The 22093-nt window shown below is 71.7% G+C and carries 21 protein-coding genes; 12 read left to right on the forward strand and 9 right to left on the reverse strand.

Annotated features, from left to right (window positions below):
• Positions 1–157: 157 nt before the first annotated feature.
• Together DFJ69_RS09050 and DFJ69_RS09055 are read right to left on the reverse strand one after the other, a co-directional pair.
• Positions 158–583, reverse strand: a complete 426-nt coding sequence (locus tag DFJ69_RS09050; RefSeq protein ID WP_116022058.1) for a YybH family protein — start codon at positions 581–583, stop codon at positions 158–160.
• A gap of 81 nt (positions 584–664) precedes the next feature.
• The gene (locus DFJ69_RS09055) at positions 665–1651 is read right to left on the reverse strand and encodes a sigma-70 family RNA polymerase sigma factor (RefSeq protein ID WP_116022059.1); all 987 of its coding nucleotides are present in this window, start codon (positions 1649–1651) and stop codon (positions 665–667) included.
• A 93-nt stretch (positions 1652–1744) separates the two neighbouring features.
• On the opposite strand from DFJ69_RS09055, the gene DFJ69_RS09060 reads away from it, so the two are divergent.
• Entirely contained in the window at positions 1745–2317 is a 573-nt protein-coding gene (locus DFJ69_RS09060) for a phosphoribosylanthranilate isomerase (protein ID WP_116022060.1), read from the forward strand.
• Between the two features lie 871 nt (positions 2318–3188).
• Positions 3189–3779 (forward strand): DUF6801 domain-containing protein, encoded by a 591-nt coding sequence (locus tag DFJ69_RS09065; RefSeq protein ID WP_147312252.1) that lies wholly within the window; start codon positions 3189–3191, stop codon positions 3777–3779.
• Positions 3780–3988: 209 nt separating this feature from the next.
• On the opposite strand, the gene DFJ69_RS09070 is transcribed toward DFJ69_RS09065, so the two are convergent.
• Positions 3989–5218, reverse strand: a complete 1230-nt coding sequence (locus DFJ69_RS09070) for a cytochrome P450 family protein (protein ID WP_116022062.1) — start codon at positions 5216–5218, stop codon at positions 3989–3991.
• Positions 5219–5532: 314 nt separating this feature from the next.
• On the opposite strand from DFJ69_RS09070, the gene DFJ69_RS09075 reads away from it, so the two are divergent.
• Both DFJ69_RS09075 and DFJ69_RS09080 read left to right on the forward strand, forming a co-directional pair.
• Complete coding sequence (locus DFJ69_RS09075; RefSeq protein ID WP_116022063.1) at positions 5533–6492, forward strand: helix-turn-helix domain-containing protein; 960 nt, start codon at positions 5533–5535, stop codon at positions 6490–6492.
• Between the two features lie 171 nt (positions 6493–6663).
• Positions 6664–7482: an SAM-dependent methyltransferase gene (locus tag DFJ69_RS09080; protein ID WP_170177586.1), complete on the forward strand. Its 819-nt coding sequence runs from the start codon at positions 6664–6666 to the stop codon at positions 7480–7482.
• 138 nt (positions 7483–7620) lie between these two features.
• On the opposite strand, the gene DFJ69_RS09085 is transcribed toward DFJ69_RS09080, so the two are convergent.
• The gene (locus DFJ69_RS09085) at positions 7621–8235 is read right to left on the reverse strand and encodes an NADPH-dependent FMN reductase (RefSeq protein ID WP_116022065.1); all 615 of its coding nucleotides are present in this window, start codon (positions 8233–8235) and stop codon (positions 7621–7623) included.
• Between the two features lie 102 nt (positions 8236–8337).
• On the opposite strand from DFJ69_RS09085, the gene DFJ69_RS09090 reads away from it, so the two are divergent.
• A complete protein-coding gene (locus DFJ69_RS09090; RefSeq protein WP_116022066.1) occupies positions 8338–8970 on the forward strand; it encodes a TetR/AcrR family transcriptional regulator in 633 nt (210 codons plus the stop codon).
• A gap of 52 nt (positions 8971–9022) precedes the next feature.
• On the opposite strand, the gene DFJ69_RS09095 is transcribed toward DFJ69_RS09090, so the two are convergent.
• From DFJ69_RS09095 to DFJ69_RS09105, 3 genes are all read right to left on the reverse strand, one after another.
• The gene (locus DFJ69_RS09095) at positions 9023–9793 is read right to left on the reverse strand and encodes a glucose 1-dehydrogenase (RefSeq protein WP_116022067.1); all 771 of its coding nucleotides are present in this window, start codon (positions 9791–9793) and stop codon (positions 9023–9025) included.
• Between the two features lie 84 nt (positions 9794–9877).
• Positions 9878–10711: a helix-turn-helix transcriptional regulator gene (locus DFJ69_RS09100; RefSeq protein WP_245974192.1), complete on the reverse strand. Its 834-nt coding sequence runs from the start codon at positions 10709–10711 to the stop codon at positions 9878–9880.
• A gap of 51 nt (positions 10712–10762) precedes the next feature.
• Positions 10763–12382 (reverse strand): ABC-F family ATP-binding cassette domain-containing protein, encoded by a 1620-nt coding sequence (locus DFJ69_RS09105; protein ID WP_116022069.1) that lies wholly within the window; start codon positions 12380–12382, stop codon positions 10763–10765.
• 284 nt (positions 12383–12666) lie between these two features.
• On the opposite strand from DFJ69_RS09105, the gene DFJ69_RS09110 reads away from it, so the two are divergent.
• A complete protein-coding gene (locus DFJ69_RS09110; RefSeq protein ID WP_116022070.1) occupies positions 12667–13050 on the forward strand; it encodes a hypothetical protein in 384 nt (127 codons plus the stop codon).
• Positions 13051–13198: 148 nt separating this feature from the next.
• Complete coding sequence (locus DFJ69_RS09115) at positions 13199–14059, forward strand: siderophore-interacting protein (RefSeq protein ID WP_116022071.1); 861 nt, start codon at positions 13199–13201, stop codon at positions 14057–14059.
• Between the two features lie 7 nt (positions 14060–14066).
• Here the strand turns inward: DFJ69_RS09115 and DFJ69_RS09120 are convergent, their stop codons facing one another.
• Positions 14067–16136, reverse strand: a complete 2070-nt coding sequence (locus DFJ69_RS09120) for an acyltransferase family protein (RefSeq protein WP_211328561.1) — start codon at positions 16134–16136, stop codon at positions 14067–14069.
• 363 nt (positions 16137–16499) lie between these two features.
• Between DFJ69_RS09120 and DFJ69_RS09125 the strand changes: the two genes are divergently transcribed.
• Positions 16500–17381, forward strand: coding sequence for a 3-hydroxyacyl-CoA dehydrogenase family protein (locus tag DFJ69_RS09125; protein ID WP_116022072.1), 882 nt, complete (start codon positions 16500–16502; stop codon positions 17379–17381).
• 109 nt (positions 17382–17490) lie between these two features.
• Here the strand turns inward: DFJ69_RS09125 and DFJ69_RS09130 are convergent, their stop codons facing one another.
• On the reverse strand, positions 17491–18504 hold the full coding sequence (locus DFJ69_RS09130; protein ID WP_170177587.1) for a glycoside hydrolase family 43 protein: 1014 nt from the start codon (positions 18502–18504) through the stop codon (positions 17491–17493).
• Positions 18505–18653: 149 nt separating this feature from the next.
• Between DFJ69_RS09130 and DFJ69_RS09135 the strand changes: the two genes are divergently transcribed.
• The 4 genes from DFJ69_RS09135 to DFJ69_RS09150 all read left to right on the forward strand — a co-directional run bounded on the left by DFJ69_RS09135 (position 18654) and on the right by DFJ69_RS09150 (position 22081).
• Positions 18654–19142 carry a MarR family winged helix-turn-helix transcriptional regulator gene (locus tag DFJ69_RS09135; RefSeq protein WP_116026513.1) on the forward strand — a complete coding sequence of 163 codons (489 nt, stop codon included), beginning with the start codon at positions 18654–18656 and terminating at the stop codon, positions 19140–19142.
• Positions 19143–19216: 74 nt separating this feature from the next.
• A complete protein-coding gene (locus DFJ69_RS09140; protein WP_116022074.1) occupies positions 19217–20680 on the forward strand; it encodes an MFS transporter in 1464 nt (487 codons plus the stop codon).
• 44 nt (positions 20681–20724) lie between these two features.
• Complete coding sequence (locus tag DFJ69_RS09145; protein ID WP_116022075.1) at positions 20725–21201, forward strand: TIGR03618 family F420-dependent PPOX class oxidoreductase; 477 nt, start codon at positions 20725–20727, stop codon at positions 21199–21201.
• A gap of 112 nt (positions 21202–21313) precedes the next feature.
• Positions 21314–22081, forward strand: coding sequence for a hypothetical protein (locus DFJ69_RS09150; RefSeq protein WP_211328562.1), 768 nt, complete (start codon positions 21314–21316; stop codon positions 22079–22081).
• The last annotated feature ends 12 nt before the right edge of the window (positions 22082–22093 follow it).

The raw sequence follows: 22093 nt of genomic DNA on the forward strand, positions 1-22093 counted from the left end.
GGCGGTGAGCAGGTCCACCAGCACGGTGCCGAGCCGGACACCGTCCTCGTCGCTCAGCCCGTCCGCGCAGACATCCGGGTCGTCACGGTGGCTGCCGGCGCCGTCGACGTATCGCTGACGGCCGCCGAGATTGAGGGCGAGCACGCGCCTCCGGAAGCTAGACGTCCCCTACGGATGACGGCGTTTCGGTGAGCGGGAACGAATGGTGCTCATGCGTGACGACCCACCGGCCGTCCTCGTGGCACAAGCCGAGTGTCAACCGCAGGCGGGTGGCCGGGTCGGCGGCGAGTTCTTCGGCGGTGCCGCAACGCAGCAGAGCGTGCGCGAACGCGACGTCGTCGCCGGCGGTGACATCGAGCGACTCGATCTCGAACGCGGCGCCGTTCGCCTGCCACTCAAAGAACGGGGGCCACGTCGCGCGGTACTCCGCGATGCCGCGAACGCCCTCGAACGGCGGCGGGACGTCGAACATCACGATGTCCTCGGCGTGGTCGGCGAGGACCCCGTCCATGTCACCTGAGTGCACGGCCTCGGCCCAGCGCTCTATCAGGGTGCGGATCCGGTCTTCAGCGGTTGCGGTCATCGGGTCGGCGTCCTCTCGGGTCGAAGGTCTGTCAGACCTACAACCCGCGCCGGCCCGCGAAATCATCGCTGCGCGCCGAATTCACCCACCCTGCAGCTCGGCCGGCAATCCGTACATCGGGAAGTCCGCGTCCAGGAACGAGATCACCTCGGCGACCAGCCCGTCCCGCAGCATCAGCACGTCCAGACCCGCCGGGACATAGACGCCCCTGGCCTCGTTCCACATGTACGTGCCGAACGCCTGCCGCCCGCCGGCCCGCGTCGGCAGGAAGCGCCAACGTTCGCGCATCGGCCCCGTCTCCAGGAAGCCGCGGACGCTGTCGTGCCCCTCGTACCAGGCCGTCAGCGGCGGCATCGAGAACTTCGCGTCGGTCGTCAACATCGCCACCACGGCGTCGACGTCCCCGGCCTCCCACGCCGCCATGTACCGCTCGGCGAGGTCGCGGACGTCCGCCTCACCGAGTGAGGCCGAGGTTCGCTCGGGCAGCAGCCTGGCGGCCGTCTTGCGGGCACGCTGAAGGGCGCTGTTGACCGCCGCGACCGACGTCTCCAGCAGTCGCGCCGTCTCATCGGCGCCATAGCCGAGCACGTCGCGCAGCAGCAGGACGGCGCGCTGCGAGGCCGGCAGGTGCTGGAGGGCGGCGACGAAGGCGATCTCCACACTCTCGCGCGCCACCGCCTGCTCCTCCGGCGTGAGCTGCGCCGTCCAGTTCATGAGCCGATCCGGATACGGCTCGAGCCAGATCGTCTCGGCGAGCGGCGCGCGTTCCGGGCTCAGATCAACGGGCAGCTCACGCCGTCCCCGCCGCTCGATCAGCGTCAACGAACGGTTCGTTGCGATCTTGTAGAGCCACGGCCGTACCGACCCGCGATCCTCGAACCGCTCCAGGCCGCGCCAGGCCCGGTCGAGCGTGTCCTGCAGCGCGTCCTCGGCATCATGGACCGACCCCAGCATCCGGTAACAGTGCGCCCGCAGTTCCCCGAGGAGAGGCGCCACCAACCGTCCGAAGGCCGCCCCGTCCCCGGCGCGCGCCGCCGCCAGCAGGTCCTCCGCCGTGCGCTCGTCCATGCGGCCGAACCTAATCCACGCTCAACCCTGAACGCGGCGCACAGGGACGCCACCGACGACCGCGGTGGAGCGCCGGTTCGATAACGTTCGGGGATGTTCGTCAAGGTGTGCGGGCTGCGAGCCATGTCCGATGTGGACGCCGCGGTGGCGGCGGGGGCCGACGCCGTGGGGTTCGTGTTCGCGCCGTCGCCGCGACGGGTCGATGCGGCCACGGCGCGGGATCTGGGTGGCCGGGTGCCCGAGGGGGTGCTGACGGTCGGGGTCTTCCGCGACCAGCCGCTCGCGGAGGTGCTCTCGCTGGTCGAGGCGTCCGGCGTGCGGGCCGTGCAGTTCCACGGGGACGAGCCGCGCTCCTTCTACGAGGCGCTGCCGGATCACGTGCTGATCAGGGCGGTCGGTGAGGTCGTCGAGCTCGGGGAGTACGGCGAGGACATGCTGCTCCTGGACGCGCCGACGCCGGGCGGGGGCGTCGCCTGGCAGTGGACGGCGCCGGAGCGGGCCGGCAGGTGGCTGCTCGCGGGCGGGCTCGATCCGGAGAACGTCGTCGCCGCCATCGGTGCCACGAGACCCTGGGGCGTCGACGTCTCCAGCGGGGTCGAGGTCCGCAGGGGCGTCAAGAGCCCCGAGCTCATCACCCGATTCGTCCAGGCCGCCAAGTCCGCCTGACGCCGACCGTCACGGATGGCGACGTCCGGCTCCGTGCTCGCCTCACGACACTGCTCACGCGCCGGCCAGGTGCTCATGACCCACCGATAGCCGAAACACCTTCGAGCGCCGCCGACGCGCGGCGGGCTGCTCGACGTCGCCGCGTGCCGGGAACGGCTCCGTATCGCCGAGCCCTCGAATTCCCCATCTCCCCTGGTCGGACGGCTTGCCGCGCGCCACCGGCGGAGATCTTGTTACCCCTGCGAAACCTCCGTCTCGCTTTGATCACTCCCATCCGGCGAGGGAGGTACGCCGGCCTCCGGGCCCTGGGCACCAACGACCAAAGGTCACGACGGCGAAATCCTCGTGGCCGATCGATACGACTTTCGTGTCTCGAGTCCCCTCTTGAGGAGGGCTTTTGTTCCGCACCCCCCACACCCGTTCCGGCTCGGTCCGGGTGGTCGTCGACGGTCGGCCATCGCGGTCGTCGCGGTCGCCCTGGGCACCGCACGCGCCCGGGGCCTCAACGACCATGGGCGGCTCGGCAACGGCACCACCACCGCCATCACGCTCAACGGACCGACCTCGGTGGCCGCCGTCGACACCGGAGGCCGGCACTCCGTGGCGATCAATGCCGGCGGGACGGTCCTGACCCGGGGCGACGATCCAGGTCTATGGCAGAGCCATGGAATCGTCGTCGTTCAGCTCATCGAATGGATCGGTGAGCAAAGTCCCCGACCTTTCCGTTTATCGTTATGCCCTGACGTTCGCCCACACCCTGACACATATTGAGTGCCAAAAGATTTGGCCGTCACCCGCTTGATCAACATCAAGATGTATGCCTAAATTGCTTCCTGTCCGAAGCGCTCAAAAAACCTTGGAGTGAGCACGCATGAAATCCGCCATCAGGTCCGCCGCCGTCGTCACCGCCGCTGCCGCCGCCCTCACCGGCGCGGTCGCCGCGCCCGCGAATGCCGCAACGGTGAACAAGGTTCTCCAGTACTCCTGCAATTTCGCCCTCATGCCGAACATGCCGAACGAGTCCGCCCTGCTCAGCTTCGCCGGCACGTTCGCCGACACGGCCCAGGCGGGTGTCGGCACCGCGCCGGTGAACATCACGAGCAAGCTGTCCTTCAGCCAGACCACCGGCACCGGCCTGGCCGCCGCCGGCGCGGCCACCGTGCAGTTCGGCGGCCCGATCAAGATCAACGTCATCCAGCCGGGCAGCATCGTCCCCCTCAACATCAACCACTCCTTCCCCGCCGTCGGCGTGAGTTCGGGCACGGTCCTCTCGCAGACCGGCACCGGAACCATTCCCTCCCTCACCTTCTCGGCCGCCGGCACCGTCTCGTATCTCCTTTCCGACTTCACCCTCACCGCCACCCTCCGCAACTCGTCCAACGCGACCATCGGAACCACGTCGGTCCGTTGCACCCGTAAGGCCAACCAGGACAGCCTGATCACCCAAACGGTCGTTTCCTGACCCCACTGACGCGAAGGGCCCCGGCTTTCACCGGGGCCCTTCGGCGTTCACCATGACGAGCGGGTACATGTACGGCGACTCGCAGCCGGTCGCCAAGGCCATCACCTACACCAACACCGGGACCACCCCGGCGGCCCTCGGGGCGCCCGGCGCGCGCATGGCCTCGCGATGAGGGGCGCATGGAGTGGGCGGCCTTTGGGGGCCGGGCGTCATGGGCGGGCCGGGTGCACGTGGGCGGGGAGGGTGAGATGGCCGTTGGAGATGAAGCCGGGGTTGGGTTTCAGGGCGGCGGCCGGGACGGCCAGGCGGAGGTCGGGGAAGCGGGCGAACAGGGCCGGGAGGGCGATGGCGGCTTCGGCTCGGGCCAGCGGGGCGCCGAGGCAGAAGTGGACCCCGTGACCGAAGGCGAGGTGCTCCTTGGTGGCGCGGGTGACGTCGAAACGGTCGGCGGTGTCGCCGTGGAGGCGTGGGTGGCGGCCGGCGGCGGCGTAGGAGGCCAGGATCGCCTCGCCCTGGCGGATCGTCGGGCCGTCGGGTAGGGCGATGTCCTCGACGGCGTAGCGCAGGGGCAGGTGGGCGACGGGCGCCTCGTAGCGGAGGGCCTCTTCGATGGCGTCGTCCCAGCCTGCTCGGCCGGCCCGGACATGGGCGAGTTGGTCGGGGTGGGTGAGCAGGGCGGCGATGGCCTGGTCCAGGAGATTGACCGTGGTCTCGTGTCCCGCCGAGATCACCAGCAGGAGGGTGTCGAGCAGTTCCTGTTCGGTGAGGGCGGAGCCGTCCTCGTCCCGGGTGGTGATCAACAGCGAGGTCATGTCGTCGGCGGGCTCGGCCCGTTTGGCGGCGACGAGGTCGCGCAGCATCGCGTACAGCTCTCCGCTGTTGGCGGTCTGCTGCTCGACGGTGAGGGTGGTGTCGAAGACGCCGTCGACCGTGCGGCGGAAGTCGGGGCCGGAGTGGTCGGGCAGGCCCATGAGCTCGCTGATCACTCGGATCGGCAACGGATAGGCGAAGCGTTCGCGCAGGTCGACCGGCTCATCGGGCGGAGCGGCGGCGAGTTCGTCGATCAACGCGGAGGCGATGTGCTCGATGCGCGGGGTCATGGCCGCGACGCGCCGGGCCGTGAACGCCGGACTGACCAGCCGGCGCAGGCGCCGGTGGTCGGCGCCGTGGGCGGTGAACATGTTCTCGACCGCCACCCACAGGTCGAGGGGCCACTTGCCGACGATGTCGTGCGGGAACCTCGGCCAGTGACGATGGGCGCTCTTGGACACGCGAGGGTCGGTCAGGAGCAGTTTGAGGAGGTCGGGGTCGCTCACCGCCCATGCCTGCACGCCGAGGACGTCGACGCGCGTCGCCGGGCCGCGGGCGCGCAGCTCGGCGTCCTCGGCGTTGCGGTCGCTTCCATGAGCGTCCAGGACGAGGATCTGCTCCCGATCCATGCGGGCCTCCTTCACCGTGGCGAATACCGTGAAGATAGGTCACCCCGCCCCTTCGGACTTGCGCGGGCACGCAAGGAAGTTGACCCGGTGCGAATCGGCTCCACACCGTTCGAAAAACCATAAATCGGACACATTTTCCAACAACCCGCCGGGACCGGCCCCTCGTGAGAGGCGAATCCTCGGCTGGAATGGCGGAAAACCACCACTTCGGCGGACTGTCCGGCGGCGCCGGAGTCGCCGCATTACGCTGTGCGTACAGGATTCCCCACCGCCCGCACGCGGTGGCCGGTGGTCACGCTGGAGGTGGGTCGTCGGTGGCCGCAGAGACCTATCTCGTGGAGTCCTCGGCGACCATGGACGTCGCACGACACGAGCGCGCCGACTTCTGGAGCGAGCACGTCGGGGCCTATCAATCCCGGTTGGGCTACCGCTTCGGGCGCACGGACGACTTTCGCGGTGGGACGATCCGCCAGTGCAGTCCCGGCTATCAGCTCGTCGAATTCTGGTCGGACGCCATCGCCTACACCCGGACCGCACGCCAGGTCCGGCAGGACGACGACGGCGACTACCGCCTCCTCGTCCCGCTCACCGGGGAGCTCGTGATGCGGCAGGACGACCGGGAGACACGGCTGGCGCCCGGCGCCGGCGGCCTGGTCACCTTCAGCGCGCCCTTTGAGCTGCTGCACGACTCGTCCACCCGGGCGTTCGTGATGACGATCCCCCACCGCCGGGTGGGCGACGCGCTGAACCGGTCCTTCCCGGCGGGAGCGGGGCTGGACCTGTCCTCGGGCCTGGGACGCGTGGTGGGCGCCATGATGACCACCCTGGCGGGCGAACGCGACGTCCTCACGACGCTCCAGTTCGACACGGTGTGCGACCGGCTGGCCGAGCTGGTGTGCATGCTGGTCGCGGGCGACGACCGTCCGGACGTGCCGGGGCACCTGGCCGTGGTGGTGGAGCTGGTGCGCCGCTTCGCGCGCGAGCACGCCGACGATCCGACGTTGACCGGCACCGCGATCGCCGAGAGCCTCGGGTGGTCGTTGCGGCAGATCCAGCTCGCCCTGCAGCACGTCGGGACCACGCCTCGCGAGCTGATCCGGGAGGAACGGCTGCGGCTGGCGCGCGACCGGCTCCGCAGTCCGGCCCACCGACACCTGACGATCACCCATCTGGCGCATGCGTCGGGCTTCTCCTCGGCCGGCGCGTTCAGCACGGCGTTCCGGCGGCGCTTCGGGGTGTCGCCGCGCGAGATGCGTCACCGGCGGGAGCACTGAGTGCCGACGCCGCTGCGCTCGGGGAGAACTTCCTTGCGCGCGGGTGAAAGTTCTCCGTCCGGTTCCGTCCTACTCTCGGGACCCGGTGCGGTCATCCCCACCACGGACGCACCCGCAGCCCTCCCCGCGCCGGTGGGCTGCTCCACCCCCGGCATGACACGGACACCCGAGATGACCAAATCGGTTCAGCCGCTCGACGTCGGGCGAGGCGAGGACTCGCCGGCCCTCGCCGCGGGCGGCCCCACCATCGCCCGGTTCCACAACGCCATGCTGTCCGGCAAGGACAACTTCGCCGCCGACCGCCGTCTCGCCCGCGAGGTGACCGCGCTCGCCCCGACGCTGCCTCGGCTGTTCCGCCACGACAGGAGGTTCGTGGCCCGGTCCGTCCAGGAGATGGTCCGCCGGGGGGTGACCCAGATCCTGGATCTGGGATGCGGGCTGCCGACCCACGACAACACCCACGAGATCGCGCAACGGTTCGATCCGCAGACCCGCGTGGTGTACGTCGACCACGATCCGACCGTGGTCGCCCATGGGAGGGCGATCCTGGCGAGTGATCCTCGCGCCGCGGTCGTCGGGGCCGACATCCGCGCCCCCGCCACGGTCCTCGGCACCGACGGCACCCACCGTCTGCTCGATCTGTCCCGCCCCGTGGGGGTGCTCCTCACCTCGGTCCTGCACCACATCCCCGTAGAGGACGACCCGCACGGCATCGTCCGGTCCTACATGGAGGCGCTCCCCTCCGGGTCCATGCTGGCCCTCAGCCATTTCCACGCCCCGGAGGGCGACGGGCCGCGTGGGGGCCAGGCCGCGCGCGTCGAACGGGCTCTGCTCGCCGCCCTGGGCTCGGGCTGGTTCCGCTCCCGGCCCGCCATCGAGGCGTTCTTCGACGGTCTCGAACTCGACGAGCACGGCGTCCGTCCCCTGTTCCCCTGGCATCCCGGCCGTACCGCCTCCTTGGCGCTGTGCGGACTCGCGCACCGGCCCTGACACCCTCCGACCGCGACTCCGGTTCACGGGGCTCCGCGGGAACGGCGTCGGTGACGGCCCGGTGCCGCGCGGACCCGTTCCACGGCCGGGGTCGCGGCGCGCCGGCGCTCATGGCCGCCTTGGGCGCATCGGTGTCCGTCAGCCGGTCGGGGCCGGCACCGGGGCGGCGGTGCGCAGTGGTTTGAGGACGCGGGACCAGGTGACGACCTCGTCGAGCAGCTCGTTGAGCGTGGGCTCCTGGTGCGGGCCCGGGGTGAGCACGCCGGGCTCGGTCGGGTCGGTGATCTCGAAGTCGGTGAAGACCGACAGGGCGACCTGGCTGCGCACGTTGGCGACCCGGAGCTCGGTCATGATCAGACGCAGGTGCTCCACCGCGCGGGTGCCGCCGTGCACGCCGTGGCTGACGAAGCCGGCCGCCTTGTCGTTCCACTCGGCGAACAGGAAGTCGATCGCGTTCTTGAGCGCCGCCGGGGCGGAGTGGTTGTACTCCGGGGTGACGAAGACGAACCCGTCGAACGAGGCGATCGTCTCGGCCCAGCGGTGCGTGTGCGGGTTGCGGTAGTCGCCGAACAGCGCGGGAACCGGCTCGTCCAGCACGGACAGCCCGTACTCGGCCAGGTCGACGACCTCGAAGGCCGCCTCGCCCGCGGCGACGGCGGGATGCCTCCCGGCGACCTCGGCGACCCAGCGGGCCACGACCGCGGTCCGGCGGCGGGGACGGGTGCTGCCGGTGACGATGGCGATGCGGATCATGTGCTTCCTCCTCGGGCGCACCGTCGTGGTGCGACGTCGAGTAAAGTACAACGCACATGGCAACTTGTAAAACGATGATGGCAAACCTCCGGGAGAATCGACATGACCAGCGGAAACGTCACACGCCCCCGGGGCGGGCTCGCCGACAAGCGCCGGGCGATCCTCGCCGGGGCCCTGACCGTCTTCGCGCGGGACGGTTACACCCGCGCGAGCATGGACGCCATCGCCGCCGCCGCGGGCGTGTCCACCCGCACGATCTACAACCACTTCACCGACAAGACCGAGCTGTTCCAGCAGGTCATCCGAGTCAGCGCCGCCCGCGCCGCCGAGGCCCAGATCGCCGTCATCGACCGCCATCTCCACAAGGTCACCGACCTGGAGGCCGACCTCGTCGACTTCGGCCGCGCCTTCACCGCGCCGACGGCCGCCGAGCACGCCGAGCACTTCGCCCTCGTCCGCCAGATCAACGCCGAGGCGGGCCACATCCCGGAGTCCGTCATCGACGCCTGGCAGGAGACCGGGCCGCTGCGCGTTCGCCGCCGACTCGCCGACCACCTGCGGCGGTGGGCCGATCAGGGCCTGCTCCGCGTCGCCGACCCCGACCGCGCCGCCCTCCACCTCCTGGTGTTGATCACGGCGGGCGCCGGGCCCCGTTCCGGCCCCGTCGATGAGCACGAGGTCGAGGCGACGGTCACCTCCGGCGTCCACGCCTTCCTGCACGGCTACCGCCGCTGACCGGCCCCGGGACCGTGCGGCCCGCCGAGCCCCGGGGCGCAGGGCCGGGCGGTCACTCCCGCGACCCGGGGGCGGCGGCGATCAGGCCGCCGTCGATGACCAGTTCCTGGCCGTTGACGTAGGACGCCTCGCCGGAGGCCAGGAAGGCGACCGCGGCGGCGACGTCGTCGGGGGTGCCGACCCGGCCGGCGGCCACCTCGGCGACGACGGCGGCCTGGGCCTCGGTGGTGACGTTGTCGTGGAACATCGGGGTCTCGATGTAGCCGGGGCTGACGGAGTTGACCCGGATGCCCCTGGGCGCCAGTTCGGCGGCGAAGGTCTGCGTCAGGCTGTGCACCGCCGCCTTGGTCGCCGCGTAGACGGAGGCCCCGGGCAGGCCGCGATGCCGCGTCCACGACGCGTTGACCACGATCGCCGCCCGATCCGACAGCAGCGGTACGGCCTTCTGGAGGGTGAAGAACACGCCCTTGAGGTTGATGTCCACGACGCGGTCGAACTCGGCCTCGGTGATCTCGCCGTTCGGCTGGAACGCGGCGACGCCGGCGTTGGCGAAGACGACGTCCAGCCGCCCGAACCGGTCCCGGATCGCGGCCATCAGCGCGTCCAGGTCGGCGAGGCTCGCCACGTCCCCGGCCACCGCGAGGACGCGGTCGCCGCCGTTCAGGTCCTCGGCGGCCGCGTCCAGCCGGGTCTTGTCGCGCCCGGTGATGACCACCCGGGCGCCCTCGGCGAGCAGTCGGCGGGCGGCGGCCAGCCCCATGCCGCTCGTGCCGCCGGTGATGAGTGCGATCTTGTCGTCGAAACGGGGATTCGTGTGCGTCATGGGACTCAGCGTGCCGCCGCGCGGAGGCGGCGAACAGTGCGCAGTCAACCTGGGACCCGCACCACCACCCTCGGCGGCCGGCGCTCAGGCCGGGGCGGCGGTACGGGTCCGCGGCCGTTCGAGGCGGGCCGCGGTCTCCGAGCCGGGCCGCGGGTTGTAGAGCTCCAGATACCGGTCCGGGTGGTCGACCACCGCCAGGGTCGTCATGTCGAACACCAGGTCGCCGGCCTCGGGATGGCGCACCGCCTTCACCGCCTGGCCGGGCGTCCCCACGTCATGGCGCGCCCACAGCTCGGCGAACTCGGGACTCACCGCGCTCAGTTCCTTGATCACGCGGCCGAACCCCGGGTCGTCGGGGGCGTGCGCCGCGTCGGCGCGGAAGGCCGCGACGACGGAGGGCGCGACCGCCGCCCAGTGGAGGTGCGCGCGGCGGTACCGCATGTTGGTGAAGAACGAGATCAGGCAGTGGTGATCGGCGTCGTCGAACCCGAACACCCACCGCGCCGCGTCGTTGATCGCGAGCAGGTGCCAGTACCGGTCCCGCAGGATCGCGGGCCTCGGCGTCCACGCCTCGAGCAGGTGCCGCAGCTCCGGGGTGATCTCGTCGCCGCGCGTCGCGTCGGCCCGCGGCGGGGGCGGGTTGAGGCCGGCCAGCACGTACAGGTGCGCGCGCTCGGGCCCGGTCAGGCGCAGCGCCCGGCCGATCGCGTCGAGCACCTCGGTCGAGACGTTGATGTCGCGGCCCTGTTCGAGCCACGTGTACCAGGACACCCCGACGCCGGCCAGCGCGGCGACCTCCTCGCGCCGCAGCCCCGGGGTCCGGCGTCTGCCCGCCGTGGCCATGCCGACCTCGCCGGGCGCGATCCGCGCCCGGCGGGTCCGCAGGAAGTCGCGGAGCTGCGCGCGACGCGGTGTCACCGCAGGAGACTTACCGCCCATATCCCCACAATATGGCGGGGACGGGGCCCCTCAGACGGTGAGCCTCGGCCACGCCTCCGTGTCGCGCAGCAGTTGTCTGTCGTGGGTGGCCATCACCACGGCCGCCCCGGTGGTGGACAGCGCCCGCGTCAGCTCCTCCACCAGGGGCATCGACAGGTGGTTGGTCGGTTCGTCGAGCAGAACGACCTGCGGACGGGCGGCCAACAGCACGGCCAGGTCGAGGCGACGCCGCTGCCCGATCGACAGCTCGTCGACCGGCCGGTGGACGGCCTCGGACGGCAGCAGGCCGAGTTCGCCCAGCGCCACGACGTCGGCCTCGGCGAGCCGGCCGGAGCCGACGAGACGACCGACGGCGGCGTCGAAGACCTCCAGCGCCCGACACCGCGTGGGCCGCGGCGACTCCTGGGTGAGGAGGCCCACCCGGACGCCGCGCCCCGTCTGCACGGTCCCCGCGTCCGGAGCCAGCGTCCCCGCGAGCACGGCCAGCAGGCTCGACTTGCCCGAACCGTTGGGGCCGGTCACCACCAGCCGCTCCCCCGCCCGCAGGAGCACCGACCGGGGGGCCTCGCACCTGCCGCGCACCACCACGTCGTCGGCCCGCAGCAGCGTCGTTCCCGGCGGCGCGTCGAGCCGGGGCATCCGGAACCGCAACGGCGGCCGGGGCACGTCGATGACGTGGGCCTCCAGGTCCTCCTGCCGCCGATGCACCGCCCGCACCAGGGCCGGGGCCCGGGTCGCGCGGGTGTGCTTGCCGGTCCCCTTGTCCGGCCGCCATCCGGTGGACAGCCGGTTCCGGGCGGCCGACAGATCCTGAGCGAGGCGGTGCCGTTCGGCCTGCTGGTCCCGGTGGGCGGTCTCCCAGCGTTCCCGTTCGGCGCGGCGGCCCTCCCGGTAGCCGGCGTACCCGCCCCCGTAGACGCGGGGACGGCCGTCGGCGGTCGGGTCCAGGTCCAGCACCGTGGTGACCACGTCGGCCAGCAGCGCGCGGTCGTGGGTGACCAGCACCACGCCGCCCGGATGCTCGCGCAGGCGGACGGTCAGGTGGTCGAGGCCCTCGGCGTCGAGATGGTTGGTCGGCTCGTCCAGGAGCAGCAGGTCGTGCCCGGCGCCCAGCAGGCAGGCCAGCAGGATCCGGTAGCGCTGCCCGACGGACAGGCCGGCCAGCGGCCGCGAACGGTCGGTCACCGCGCTCAGCGCGGCCAGCGAGACGTCGACGCGGCGGTCGGCGTCCCAGGCGTCGATCGCCTCCACGGCCGCCAACGCGTCCGCGTAGGCGAGGTCGGCGCCCGGCCGTTCCTCGGCGAGGGCGCGGGTGGCCGACTCGAACGCGTCGAGGACGGCGCGCACCCGGGCGAGTTCCACGTCGATCAGGTCACCGACCGTGCGGCCTCCGACGATCGGCACCTCCTGGTCGGCGACACCCACGGTGCCGGCCCGGCGCACCGCGCCCGCGTCGGGCGCCAGCGCCCCGGCGAGCACCTGCAGCAGCGTGGTCTTCCCGCGACCGTTCTCCCCGACCACTCCCAGCCGATCACCGGCGGAGACGGTCAGGTCCACGCCGGTCAGGACCGGGCGGCCCCCGCGAGAGACGTGGACGTCGGTGGCGTTGAGATGGGCCCGTTCACGGGCCGGTAGAACAACGGCGGACATGACTTCCTCCGAGAAACGGGCCCTCGCACGCCTCCGGCGCAGCACGGCGTCACGGAGACGGAGAACCCGAAAGTGAGAGACGACGACACACGTGATCGGCAGCGCCCGGATGCGGGCGGCCGAGCCGGTCGTCCTCAGAGGAAGTAGTAATGCACGCGCCAACCCTACCTGATGAGCGCAAAACGAGCAGGAACCGGGCAACGACCGGCCTGGAAACCGGTCAGCCCTCCGGCGGAATCTGATCGCGGCGATGGGGGACGCGCCCCCCGCCGAAGGAGAACGTGATGAAGCTCGGAAAGCCGATCGCCGCCCTGTTGTCCGCGGTCCCCCTGGCGGTCCTCGCGCCGCCTGCGCAGGCCGACCCCGTCTCTCTCGCCTGCGCCACCGTCCCCCTTCCTCCACCCGGCGAGACCCGGAGCCTCACCTGCCTCGGGCAGGACTCGTCCCTCAGGGGAACCCTCACCGACCGCCTCCTGTCCGCGAACGTCGTCGACCGGGGCGCCGACGGACGGGCCACGGACCTCTCCGTCACCTGGTACGCGACCGTCGACGGCGTCCATCGGCCGATCGACGTCTCCGTGATCGTCATCCGGAACGCCACCCAATACGGGGTGAACATCCTCCCGCCCGCCACGGCCACCCACGTCAGCACGCGATTGACGCCCTAGCGCCGACGTCCGACGGCGGAGCCGTCGCCCGTGGTGCGATCACCGGGCCCCGAGGCCCGCGCACCACGGGCCCCCGCCGGCGCGGCGGACGATGTACCCGGAACGGCAAGTTAGGCTTACCTAAGTAGTCGACCGTGAGGGGATCATCGTGACGACCCGACCAGTGCGACGCGCGCCTCGGCCCACCACCGGGACCGTGGTGCGGACCGAGCGGCTCACCCCGCACATGATCCGCGTGGTGATCGGCGGTGAGGGGCTGGCCGGGTTCGCCGCGGGCGAGTTCACCGACCACTACGTGAAGCTGCTGTTCCCGCCGCCGGACGTCGTGTACCCCGAGCCGTTCGACATGGCGGTCATCCGCGCCGAGATGCCGCGCGAACAGTGGCCGAGGACGCGGACCTACACCGTCCGCTCCTGGGACCCGGTGGCGGCCGAGCTGACCCTCGACTTCGTCTACCACGGCGACGTGGGGCTGGCCGGGCCCTGGGCGAGGGCCGCCGAGCCCGGCGACGTGATCCGGTTCCTGGGCCCCGGCGGGGCCTACGCGCCCAGCCCCCAAGCCGACTGGCACCTGATGGTCGGGGACGAGAGCGCCCTGCCCGCGATCGCCGCCTCGCTGGAACGGGTCCCGGACGGCGCGCCCACCCGGGTCTTCCTCGAGGTGGCCGGCCCGGCGGAGGAGCAGGAGCTCCCCACGCCCGGCGACGCCGAGATCGTGTGGCTGCACCGCGACGGCGGCCCGGTGGGCGAGGCCCTGGTGCGCGCCGTTCGCGGGCTGGAGTTCCCGGAGGGGGACGTGCACGCGTTCGTCCACGGCGAGGCGGGCTTCGTCAAGGACCTGCGCCGGCATCTGCGCGTCGACCGGGGCCTGCCGCTGGAGCGGTTGTCGATCTCCGGTTACTGGCGGCGCGGCGCCGACGAGGACGGCTGGCAGTCCTCCAAGGCCGAGTGGAACCGCGAGGTCGAGGCGACCGAGGCCGACGCGTTGAAGCGGTCGCCGCTGTCGTGATCCGCCGTCAGATCCGGGGCAGTCGGGCCTGGAGCAGGGGGGCCAGCGCCACGCTGTAGGCGTCGGCCATGTGGCTCTCGTCGCGGTAGACGAAGACGTTGCCCACGACCACCGGACAGGCGCCGGAGCTCCCGCAGAACCAGCGCGCCGGGTCGATCACGGCGACCCGGCGGGACGTCTTCGCCGCCGCGCGGAGCGCACGCTGCTTGGCGGGCTCCTTGATCGCGTCGGACAGCTTGCTGGAGCAGCGCGCCAGGTCGAGCGGATGAAAGCCCACGCAGTCCACGGCGTTCTCTCGCGGCCACGGCGTGTCCAGGATCACCGCCACCTCGGCGCCGCTCGCCGCCAGCTTCACGAACGTCTTACGGAAGCCCTCGGTCCAGCCGGTCGCCGGGTCGGACATGGGACGGACGGGGTCCCCGGCGTCCGAGGACGAGGCGATCACGAGCTCGGGCTTCAGCCGCTGGATCTTCCGCAGGACGTTCGCGCGCCAGCGGTCACACGTCGCGTAGGGCTTGCCGTCCTTCACGACCGTCACCTCCGCGAGCTTGCAGGACGCCTTGGTCATCGTGACGAGCCTCCACCCCCGCCTCGTGGCGATGTGGTCCATGGCCGGGAACCACTGCGCGGCGTGGGAGTCGCCGAACAGCACGACCGTCTTCCGCGAACTCCGGTCGCCGTACTCGCAGGAGCGGGGACTCGTGCCCGTCGGAGCGGTGTGGCAGCCGTCCCGGTAGACGCGCGACCGGACGCGCTGCACCTCCGTCAGCGCCGGCGACAGGTTGTTCGGCAGCTTGTCGGCGGCGGAATCGAGCAGCTCGCGGAGTCGTCGTTCCGGGTCGGCGGCCCCGCCGAGCGCGCTCCGCAGGTCGGGGGCCGGCGCGCCGGAGTCGATCGCCGGGGGCCTCACCGCGGTGATCAGCGCGAACGACGCGGCCACCACCGAGATCGCCGCCCCGACCGCGAGGCCGCGGAGCGGGCGACGGCGCAGACCCGGGTGGAAGCGCACCGGGTTCTCGACCGCGTGGAGGGTCGCCCACGCCAGGACCAGGGCGACGCCGCTCAGCACCAGGTTGAACGGCAGCGACGGCGGGCGGTCGACGACCTCGGGCCCGATGATCAGCAGCGGCCAGTGCCACAGGTACCAGCCGTACGAGAGCCCGCCCAGCCAGGTGGCCGGCCGCAGTGACAGGACGAGCCCGGCCCCGTACCGGACACCCGTGCCGCCGCCGATGATCACCAGCGCCGAGCCCAGGGCGGGCAGCAGCGCGTAGTGGCCGGGGAACGCCGTGGTGGCGTCGTACGTCAGGGCGGCGAGGCCGATCGCCCCCAGCCCGGCCCAGGACATCGCGGCGGCGGCGCCGGCGGGCAGCCGGCGCAGCGTCGGGACCAGGAGCGCGATGAGCGCGCCGAGGCCCAACTCCCAGATCCTGGTGTGCGGGCCGAAGTACGACCAGGGCGCGGACACCCCGGTCAGCGTCACGCTCAGCGCCAGGGAGCCCAGCGTGAGGACCAGCAGCGGAACCCACAGCAGCCGACGCGACCCGAGCACCCGATGGCTGATGATCAGCACCAGCGGCCACAGCAGATAGAACTGCTCCTCCACCGCCAGCGACCAGAAGTGCTGGAACGGCGAGGGCGGGCTGCTCTCCGCCAGGTAGTCGGTCCCGGTCGTCGCCAGCCGGAGGTTGATCGCGTAGAGCGAGGCGGCCAGTGCGTCGCCGGCGTACTCGACGAAACGCACCTTCGACAGGAAGAACCAGGCCCCGACCAGCGTCGACACGATGACGAGACCGGCGGCCGGCAGCAGCCGGAGGGCCCGGCGGGCGTAGAAGCCCGGGATCGAGATGGTCCCGCTCGCGCCCAGTTCGCGCACCAGCGCCGACGTGATGAGGAAACCGGAGATCACGAAGAAGACGTCGACACCCACATAGCCGCCGGCCACCCGGGACATGCCGCTGTGGCACACCACGACGAGGCCGACCGCGACGGCCCGCAGCCCCTCGATGTCGAGGCGCAGCTCACGGTGGCCCGTGTCGGCGGAACGCCGTCGGGCGGGGCGGGGGGTGGTTTCCACTGTCAACGTCGGACCCTGGGGAGTCGAACGTCCGGAGCGCGTGTCGCACCCGCGGACGAGATCGGCGGGCGTGGCGCAGCCGGGGGGTGATGCCCGCCCGCCCGGCTCTTCACTTGGATGGGCTCGGCACACCCGGCAGACGATCTTTTCAGCGTGATCAAGCGTGCGGCAGTGGACCCCCTCGGAACAATCGGTGAACATCACATTAACGCCGGTGGGTACCGGATCCGACCGGGCTTCATGGGGACTCCTTGAACGGCGCCGGGTTTTCCGCTCTCCGGACGGGACACGTTAAGTACCGAACTTGTCACCATAAGCAACGGATGCGTCCTCCGTCCGACCGCCGCAGAAGGAGCCGATGTCGTGGCCCATCCAGTACCGAGCGACTACGCGAGTCGGCCCGTCGCCGTGATCGGCGCGGGGACCCTGGGGCGCAGGATCGCGCTCATGTTCGCCACCCGCGGCGGCGTCGTGCGCGTCGTCGACCCGTCGGCCGAGCAGCGCGAGGCCGCCGTGACGTTCGCCGAACGGACCATCGAGGGCACGGTCAAGAACCTCGGGCTCGGCGAGCCCGGCGTGGTCGAGGCGAGCGCCGACCAGGACCGGGCCGTCGAGGGGGTCTGGCTCGTCGTGGAGGCGGTCCCCGAACGGCTCGACCTCAAGCAGACGGTCTTCGCCCGGTTGGACGCGACGGCGCCCGAGGACGCGATCCTCGCGAGCAACTCCTCCTCGTACGCCAGCCGGCTGTTCATCGACCAGGTCAAGCTCCCGGAGCGCGTCCTCAACACCCACTTCTACATGCCGCCCACCACGAACGCGCTCGACGTGATGTCCTGCGGGCGGACCGACCGAGCGGTGCTGGACTTCGTGAAGAAGGTCTTCCCCGAGTACGGCCTGCACCCGTTCGAGGCCCGCAGGGAGAGCACGGGGTTCATCTTCAACCGCATCTGGGCCGCCATCAAGCGCGAGTCGCTGGAGGTGGTGGCCGAGGGCGTGTCCGACCCGGAGGACATCGACGAGATGTTCAAGCTCAACTTCGGCACCCGCGTCGGCCCCTTCCGGATGATGGACCAGGTGGGCCTGGACGTGGTGCTCGACATCGAGGAGCACTACGCCGCGGAGCACCCGGAGTATCCGGAGGGGCCGCGCCGGGTGCTGCGCGGGTACATCGACCAGGGGCGTCTGGGCGCGAAGAGCGGCGCCGGCTTCTACGACGACTACACGAAGACGCCCGTGCCGTCCTGACCTCCGCGACCTCGGTCGGGAGGTCAGGAGCCGGTGTTCCCGGCGGTGATCAGGCGCGTTTCACCGCTCGGGATGGCGCACGGGGCCGGCCCCGGCGAAGGCCGAGCGGCTACTGGATGCGCGGGGTGAGGGAGTCCTTGCCCCAGCCGATGGTGCCGACCAGCATGACCCGGCGACGGGTCGGGCCCGGCCTGCTCACGTCGCAGCCCGACCGCTTGCAACGCCAGGCGTGGAACATGATCCAGGTGGTGCGTCCCGACCGGGCGACGTCGGCCCCGCCCGGCCCGCACAGGCCGCTGTTGCGCTGCGAGAGGACGTCGCCCGCCGAGCGCCAGGTGCCGGCGGTGAGGCCGACGGACACGAACGCCTCGGTCTTGTACCGGCACCGGTCGTTGTAGTGGAAGCGGGAGACGAACATGACCAGTCGGGGACCGCTGCGCTGGATCACCGGCGCCTCGATGATCGTCCCCGGCCTGCGGATCAGGTCGATCGGCCGCGTGCCGGCGGGGCGGACCTGGTCGGCGTTCATCCGGCTCGCCCGGATGGTCCCGCCCACCGCGGCGTAGATCATCCACTGGGTGCCGTCGAGCTTGGTGAACGGCGCCGGGTCCAGCGCGCCCCCACCGCTCGGGCAGACGCGGGGACCGCCGTGGCCGTCGACGAAGGGTCCGGCGGGCGAACGCGAGGTGGCGACGCCGATGCACGGACGGCCGCCCTTGGTGTGGGCGGTGTAGTACATGAGGAAGCGGCCGTCGGAGGCGCGGCGGAACACGTCCGGCGCCCAGTCGTAGCTTCCCCGCGTGGCCTGCTTGGTCCAGCGCGGCCGAGAGGGCATGGACTTGCCCCGGTACCTCCACGGGCCGCGCATGTCGGGCGCCGTGGCGTACGGGAAGCCGTCACCGCTGGCGAACGCGTACCAGGTGCGGCCGACCTTGAGGAAGCTCGGGTCGGCGAAGTCGCGGTCGAGTTCGAGCGAGATCGACCTGGCGGCGGAGGTGACGTCGCCGCCGGAGTCGCCCGGCGCGGCGGCGGCGGAGCCGGTCGCGGGCTGGGCCAGGGCGAGCGTCAAGACGGCCGCTGCGGCGAACGGCATGCGCGTTCTGCGCCAAAGTGTCAGTTTCACCCGCAGGACGGTAACGAGATCGTTCCCGGCGCACGGGCCGAAACCCCTGATCGTCTCCGGCCACATCGGGCCATCACGGATCTCGACCCTCGGAGCAGTGATCCGCAACGGGATCATCCGTCACGGGACCGCCGGCTATGCTGGACGTCATGACCGCCATGTCACCCGCCCGTTCCACCCCCGACCTGTCGTTTCTGCTCGACCGCACCGGCCATGTGCTGCGCAGCCGGATGGCGGCGGCGCTCGGCGAGATCGGGCTCACGGCGCGCATGCACTGCGTGCTGGTCCACGCGCTGGAGGCGGAGCGCACCCAGATCCAGCTCGCCGAGATCGGCGACATGGACAAGACCACGATGGTCGTCACGGTCGACGCCCTGGAAAGGGCGGGACTCGCCGAGCGGCGACCCTCAAGCACCGACCGGCGGGCCCGGATCATCGCCGTCACCGAGAAGGGGGCGCAGGTCGCCCACGAGAGTCAACGGATCGTCGACCGGGTGCACGCCGAGGCGCTGGAGGCCCTGCCCGAGGACGAGCGCGAGGTGCTGACTCGGGCGCTGAACCGCCTGGTCAGCGGGCATCTGGCGACCCCGGTGGAGGCCCCCGCGCCGGTGCGGCGAGCACGCCGGTCGGAAAAATGAGTCCTCAGCAGATTGTCTGCAACGAAACCATCTACTAAGGTCTCTCCTGTCGCCCACCGACAGGAGAAGACGTCATGAGCACCACCACCGCGCCCCGGTCGCGCTGGCTCGCCCTCGGGGTGATCGCCACCGGGCTGCTGATGGTCATCCTCGACGGCAGCATCGTCACCGTGGCGATGCCCGCCATCCAGGACGACCTCGGGTTCACCCCCGCCGGCCTGAGCTGGGTCGTGAACGCCTACCTGATCCCGTTCGGCAGTCTGCTGCTGCTCGCCGGCCGTCTCGGCGACCTCATCGGACGGCGGCGGATGTTCCTGGCCGGCACCGCCGTGTTCACCCTCGCCTCGCTGCTGGCCGGTGTCGCCACCACGCCGGAGCTGCTGATCGCCGCCCGGTTCCTGCAGGGCGCGGGCAGCGCGATGGCCTCCGCCGTGGGCCTGGGCATCCTGGTCACGCTGTTCACCGACCCGGTGGAACGCGCCAAGGCCATCGCCGTCTTCGCCTTCACCGGGGCCGCCGGCGCCTCCATCGGGCAGGTCCTCGGCGGCGTCCTCACCGACGCCCTCGACTGGCACTGGATCTTCTTCATCAACCTGCCGATCGGGCTGGTCTCGCTCGCGGTCGCGCTGCCCGTGCTGCCGGCCGATCGGGGCCTCGGCCTGTCCGCCGGGGCCGATCTCCTCGGCGCCGCCCTGATCACCGGCGGGCTGACGCTGGGCCTGTTCACCGTGGTCGGGGTCGAGCGGAACGGCTGGACCTCCGCCGCCACCCTCGGACGTGGCGCGCTCGCGGTCGCGCTCCTCGTCGGGTTCGTCATCCGGCAGGCCACCGCGAAGAACCCGCTGATGCCGCTGCGGATCCTGCGCTCCCGCAGCGTCGCCGGGGCCAACCTGGTGCAGATCCTGATGATCGCCGCGATGTTCTCGTTCCAGGTGCTCGTCGCCCTCTACATGCAGCGGGTGCTGGGCTACGGCGCGCTGGAGACCGGGCTGGCGATGCTCCCGGCCGCGGTCGTCATCGGCGGGGTGTCGCTGGGCGTCTCCGCCCGGCTCAACGCCCGCTTCGGCGAACGGAACGTCCTGCTGGCGGGGCTGGTCATGCTGGGCGGGCTCCTCGCGCTGCTGATGCGGGTGCCGGTGAACGCGAACTACGTCGTCGACCTGCTCCCGGTGATGCTCTTGGGCGCCGGTGTCGGGCTGGCCCTTCCCGCGCTGACCACGCTGGGCATGTCCGACGCCGGGGAGGACGACGCCGGGCTCGCGTCCGGGTTGTTCAACACCACCCAGCAACTGGGCATGGCCCTGGGCATCGCGGTGCTGTCCACCCTGGCGGCCTCGCGTACCGAGGGGCTGGTCGGGAAGGGCGAGAGCGAGGCCGTCGCGCTGACCGAGGGGTATCACCTGGCCTTCACGGTCGGCGCGGGGCTGCTCGTCGCCGCGTTCGTGATCGCCTTCACCATGCTGCGCCGACCCGGCGCCGCCGCACCCGCGCCCGCCGACGACGCGGAGCCCGCCGCCCGGCACGCCACCGTTCTCTGAACACTCCCGGACACCGATCCAGATCAAGCGAAAGGTCGCCTCCGATGAACAAGGTCGAGCAGAAGCCCGGTGCCGGTCCCGGCCCCCGCGCCCTCACCGACGAGGAGCTGTCCCGGCTCCTGAGCGGGCAGCGGTTCGGGGTGCTGGCGAGCGTCAAGCGCAGCGGCCAGCCCCATCTGACCACCGTGCTCCACCACTGGAGCCCCGAGGAACGGGTGGTGCGGATCTCCACGACCGCCGACCGGCTCAAGCCCCGCCACTACCGGAACGATCCGCACGCCTCTCTGCACGTTCGGGGGCCGGACGTCTGGTCGTTCGCGGTCGCCGAGGGCGAGGCGGAGGTGAGCGAGGTGACGACGGTGCCGGGGGACGCGGTCGGGCGCGAACTGCTGTCCCTGACCCCCGGCTTCGAGGACCCCGACGACGAGGCCGCCTTCCTCGAACAGCTCGTGGCCGACCGGCGGGTGCTGATCAGGATCCGGGTGTCCCGCCTGTACGGGACGGCCCTGGACGTCGACTGAGGGCCGCGAGGTCACGAAAAGATCACGAAGACGGAATCCCGAAATACCCCCTGGGGGTACGTAGGTTGTGTCGGATGCAACGGCTACGGAGAACGACCCGGAAGGACCCGCCATGAACCGGCACGCCCACCACGGCACCCCCGAGACCCACCACGCGCACGGCGGCGGCCTCCCCGGCGGACTGCTGATCTCGCAGGACGGCTACACCCTCGCCCCCGAGAGCACCGTCCTGCGGCCGGGCCCGGCCGAGATCCGGTTCCGCGTCCTCGGGCCGGACGGGCGGCCCGTCACCGCGTTCACCGAGATCCACGACAAGAAGGTGCACCTGATCATCGCCCGGCGGGAGCTGACCGGGTTCTGGCACCTGCATCCGGAGCACCTCGGGGAGGGCCTCTGGTCTGCCCGGCTGGACCTCCCCGAGGCCGGGGCCTACCGGATCTTCACCGACATCTCCCCCGAGGGGCTCGGCCGCACGCTGACACTGGGCGCGGACCTGGCGGTGGCCGGACCGTACGAGCCCCTCCCGGTGCCCGAGCCCGCCACCGTCTTCACGGTCGACGGCTACGAGGTGAGGCTCGACGGCGAGCCGGCGCACGGCGAGGGGCGTCATCTGACGTTCACCGTCGCCAAGGACGGGAGGCCGGTGACCGACCTTCAGCCCTACCTGGCCGCCTACGGGCACCTGGTGGTGCTGCGCGCGGGCGACCTCGCGTACGTCCACGTCCACCCGGGCGGGGAGCCGGGCGACGGGGTGACCGAGCCGGGTCCGGGCATCGGGTTCCACGTGGAGCTTCCCGGCCCGGGCACCTATCGGTTCTTCCTCGACTTCAAGCACGGCGACGTCGTCCGCACCGCCGCGTTCACCGCCGTCGCCCGCTGATCGGTCCGTCAA

Source organism: Thermomonospora umbrina (assembly GCF_003386555.1).
Taxonomy (GTDB): domain Bacteria; phylum Actinomycetota; class Actinomycetes; order Streptosporangiales; family Streptosporangiaceae; genus Thermomonospora; species Thermomonospora umbrina.